Consider the following 4338-nt stretch of genomic DNA (forward strand, 5'->3'; position numbering starts at 1 on the left):
GGTCGGCAAGGAGGAGAGGGAACATGTCAATTCTAACAATGTTGGCGCAACATGCCGACATCGCCGCGCACCACATTTCGGTGGCCGGGTCGATGGTCTCGGACGCGGCGCTGCACGGCAAACAGGCCGTCGAGCACGCGGGCAACGACCTCGTCGTCCTGGCACAGTCGACGGGCGACATTTCGGTCGAACAGTTCAAGGACAGGCTGAAGAACGTCCAGCAGGAAGAGCAACTTGGCTGGCTTGCCAACATCGGCAAATATTTCATCGGCATTTTCCAGAAGGGTGGCGAAGTCTTTGCGGGTTTCGTTACCGGCATCATCCCGACATTGGTTGTGCTGATGACCGCCTTCTACGCGCTGACGGAACTCGTCGGCGAAGAGCGCGTCCACGGCATAGCACGCGGCGCGGGTCGTATCGCCTTGACGCGCTATACGGTTCTTCCGGTGCTTTCGGTCTTCTTCCTCACCAATCCGATGGCCTATACTTTCGGCTCGTTCCTCGAGGAAAAGTACAAGCCTGCATTCTACGATGCCGCGGTTTCCTATGTGCATCCGCCGCTCGGCCTGTTCCCGCATATCAATCCCGGCGAATATTTCGTCTGGGGCGGTATTCTCGTCGCGCTTCTCGAACTCGAGAAGAAGGGCGCGGTTCCCACCGGCTATCACATCAACGTCGCGATCTGGTATGCGCTCGTTGGTCTGATCGTCATCCTGCTCAAGGGCATGCTCACTGAGCGCATTACCGCCATCATGGCGCGTCGCCAGGGCATCGAGCTTTAATTCGGGGTGGGAGCAGTACCAATGTCAAAGACATACAAGGCAGTCAAAATTTCCAGGGGATCGAACGGCTGGGGTGGCCCGCTCGTCATCCAGCTTACGCCCCAACGCAACAAGGTGGTCTCGGTCACGGGTGGCGGTATTCATCCCGTTGCACGTCGCATCGCCGAACTCACAGGCGGCGAGGCTGTCGACGGTTTTAAGGCACCGCCAGTCGAAGGCGAAATGGGTGTGGTTGTCGTCGATTGTGGCGGCACGGCCCGCTGCGGTGTCTATCCGCGCAAACGCATACCGACCGTCAACCTGACACCCGTCGGCCAGGCAGGCCCGCTCGCCCAGTTCATCACCGAAGACATCTATGTGTCGGGCGTGAAGGAAGGCAACATTGAACTCGCCGATGGCTCGCAACCAGCGGCCGTTGCGGGCGCTGCCTCCACATCGGGACCGGCATCACCGCCGACGCCCGCGGAACTTGCTGCGTCGATGTCAAGCCGTACAGGCGCAAGCGAGTCGAGTGAGGGTGGGCTAATCGGATTCATCAGCACGATTGGCCGTGCCATGGGCCGTGTCGTCGGCATCTTTTTCAATGCCGGTCGCCGCACCATCGACCAGGTCGTCCGCAACGTCCTGCCGTTCATGGCGTTTGTCACCATGCTTATCGGTCTCATCCTCTATACGGGCATTGGCGACATTCTCGCTCAGCCCATGGGACCGCTCGCCAACAACATCATCGGCCTGCTGATCATCTCGGCCATTTGCGGTCTACCGTTCCTGTCGCCCATTCTCGGACCTGGAGCGGTTATCGCCCAGGTCATCGGGGTGGCGATCATCGGCCCGCAGATCGCCAATGGCACGATCTCGCCCGCCATGGCACTGCCGGCGCTGTTTGCCTATAATACCCAGGTAGGCTGCGACTTTGTCCCGGTCGGTCTGGCCCTTGGCGAAGCTAAGCCCAAGACCATCGAAATCGGTGTTCCTGCGGTCTTGATCAGCCGTCAGATCATGGGTCCGGTCTCGGTACTGATCGCCTGGGTCGTCAGCCTGATCGTATTCTAATATCGACCAACAGAAGAAGAGGTTCGCCGCATGTCAGTCCTATTGAAAACACGGGTAACAGCCGTTGGACCTGAGGTGGCGGACCTCGCGGAAGGAGGCGTCGTCATCCTGTTTGCCGATGGCGCACCGCCTGAACTTGCCGAAGTCTCGATCCTGCACAGCGTCGAGACGGAGCCATCCGATGAAACGCCACCCGTGGGTTCGCCCATCCAGATCGGCGATGTTTCGGCCACCATTACCGGGATTGGCGACTATGCCTGGCAGAAGGTGAAAGACATCGGTCACGTCGTTATTACATTCAACGGTTCCGACCAGGTCGAACGGCCTGGCGAAATTTGTGCTTCGGAAATCGATACGGAAGAACTGGTTGCAGCCCTGAAAGTCGGAACGACGATTACCATCGGGTAATTGCCAGGGGGCGCGACCACTAACGAGTAACAGAGAGATACGAACGAATGGAACGCTCGACGATCGTCAGAGTGCATGACGGATTGCATGCACGGCCAGCCACCCGGTTTGTCAAACTCGCGAAGAGTTTCGAAGCGGATATCGAGCTCGTCAAGGCGGAAAAGTCCGTCAGCGCCAAGAGTTCGGTCAAGCTGATGCTGCTTGGCGTCAAGGAAAACGAAGAGGTCACCGTCCGCGCAACCGGTGCCGATGCGATCGAGGCGATCGAAGCGCTGATCGGCTATCTCGAAAATCCACTGTCCGGAACGAATGAAGAGAGAGCGGCGGAGCCCGAGCCGAAGCCCGCAGAGCCCGCCCCGCGCAACGAGCGGACTGTCGTTGCGGCACCCAGCATCGCGAATGGCGGTCTGCGCGGAGTTCCGGCAAGCGAGGGGTTTGCTATCGGACCGGCCTTCGGTTTCTTTCCTCAGGAGATCAAGCATGAGAATCGGCTGCTCGCGGCCAACGAAATCCCGGCGGAGGCAATCCGGCTGCGACAGGCCCTTGCTACCGTTCAGGAGCGCATGGAACGATCTCTCGGTGCATCCAATCTTGCGGAAAGCGACCGCGGCATCATCGCCGCCCTCAAGGATATTGCAAACGACGACGAACTCATCCAAGCCGCCGCTGACCTTGTGGATGGCGGCATCGATGCCGTATCCGCCACGATCGGCGCAACCTCAAAGATTGCCGCCGATTTTGCCGCCATGGATGACCCCTATCTCAACGCACGCGCCGATGACGTGAACGCCGTCGGACGGCAGATCTGCCTTGCGCTGCTTGGCCAGGACGACGCCAATCTCGAATCGATCCCGGCGGGAGCGATCCTCATTGCCGACGACATCGGTGCGTGGGATCTTGCCCGTGCACCACTGAAGCGCATTGCAGGCGTGATCTGCGGCCACGGCGGCGCCACGTCGCACGTTGCGATCATTGCCCGCTCCCACGGCATTCCATCCGTGCTGGGGCTTGGCCAGGCGGTGCGTGAACTTGAAACCGTGAAGACGGTCGCGCTCGATGGCAATAGTGGAGCTGTTTTCGCCGAGCCAGACGTATCCACAGCCAAGCGGTTTCACGAGGAGATCGCCAAGGCCGAGGCCGAGAAACAATCGTTGAAGGCCTTTAAGGACATAACGCCGAAGCGTGCCGACGGCACGATCATCGTGATCGCCGCCAACCTTGGCTCGCTCGAGGAAATCGAAGCCGCGCAGGAAGCAGGCGCCATGGGCGTTGGACTGTTTCGCACCGAGCTTTTGTTCATGCGCCATATACATCTGCCCTCTGAAGACCTTCAGGCCGAAACCTACGCCACGCTTGCCAAGGCCTTCGCACCATACCCGGTGATTGTTCGCACACTCGACATAGGCGGCGACAAGCCAATTTCAGGCATCGATTTTCCGGTCGAGGAGAATCCGTTCCTGGGTTGGCGTGGCATACGCATGTGCCTGGATCGGCCCGATGTATTCAAGCCCCAACTGCGCGCGCTTTTGCGGGCGGCGGTGCACGGCAACATCAAGGTGATGCTCCCCATGGTTTCCGGCGTCGACGAGGTGCGCGCGACGCGCCTGCTTATCGACGAGTGCGCTGCCGAGTTGAAAGCCGAAGGCACGGATCACGCGCCCTTCGATCTCGGGGTCATGGTTGAAACGCCTGCAGCGGTGATGGTCGCGCCGATGCTGGCGAAGGAGGTGGCATTCTTCTCCATCGGCACCAACGACCTGACGCAGTACATCATGGCCGCTGACCGTCTCAATCCGACGGTGGCCAAGCTCAATGATGTGACGCATCCGGCGGTGATGACCGCAATCGAACTTACAGCCAAGGCCGCGGTGGATGCCGGCATCATGGTCGGCATGTGCGGCGAGGCAGCCGGAAGGGCCGACCTTATTCCGACCTTCGTCAATATGGGGTTGACCGAACTCAGCATGAGCCCGTCTTCGATCCAGCGCGCAAAGAAATGCGTGCTCGATTTGGGATCGGCGGGCTAGTCGATACTAGCTGCATCTTTCGTAAGCTAATACTTACGGAAGATGTGGAATGAGGAACGCATACAGGC

General features: G+C 59.7%; 4 protein-coding genes. All 4 read left to right on the plus strand.

Annotation, left to right across the window (positions count from 1 at the left end; all coding sequences use genetic code 11):
• Positions 1-23 precede the first annotated feature (23 nt).
• From AAAB35_RS15295 to ptsP, 4 genes are read left to right on the plus strand one after another with little or no spacing between them, the layout of a single operon-like run.
• Positions 24-782: a PTS glucitol/sorbitol transporter subunit IIC gene (locus AAAB35_RS15295; protein ID WP_340669140.1), complete on the plus strand. Its 759-nt coding sequence runs from the start codon at positions 24-26 to the stop codon at positions 780-782.
• 21 nt (positions 783-803) lie between these two features.
• Positions 804-1835 carry a PTS glucitol/sorbitol transporter subunit IIB gene (locus AAAB35_RS15300; RefSeq protein ID WP_027231994.1) on the plus strand — a complete coding sequence of 344 codons (1032 nt, stop codon included), beginning with the start codon at positions 804-806 and terminating at the stop codon, positions 1833-1835.
• 30 nt (positions 1836-1865) lie between these two features.
• On the plus strand, positions 1866-2243 hold the full coding sequence (locus tag AAAB35_RS15305) for a PTS glucitol/sorbitol transporter subunit IIA (protein WP_340669142.1): 378 nt from the start codon (positions 1866-1868) through the stop codon (positions 2241-2243).
• A gap of 47 nt (positions 2244-2290) precedes the next feature.
• Entirely contained in the window at positions 2291-4270 is a 1980-nt protein-coding gene (ptsP, locus tag AAAB35_RS15310; RefSeq protein WP_340669143.1) for a phosphoenolpyruvate--protein phosphotransferase, read from the plus strand.
• Positions 4271-4338: the final 68 nt, after the last annotated feature.

This window comes from Phyllobacterium sp., assembly GCF_037994425.1.
Taxonomy (GTDB): domain Bacteria; phylum Pseudomonadota; class Alphaproteobacteria; order Rhizobiales; family Rhizobiaceae; genus Phyllobacterium.

Coding starts and splice junctions, on each gene's coding strand:
- AAAB35_RS15295 (WP_340669140.1), top strand. CDS start 24: ATGTCAATTCTAACAATGTTGGCGCAACATGCCGACATCGCCGCGCAC.
- AAAB35_RS15300 (WP_027231994.1), top strand. CDS start 804: ATGTCAAAGACATACAAGGCAGTCAAAATTTCCAGGGGATCGAACGGC.
- AAAB35_RS15305 (WP_340669142.1), top strand. CDS start 1,866: ATGTCAGTCCTATTGAAAACACGGGTAACAGCCGTTGGACCTGAGGTG.
- ptsP (WP_340669143.1), top strand. CDS start 2,291: ATGGAACGCTCGACGATCGTCAGAGTGCATGACGGATTGCATGCACGG.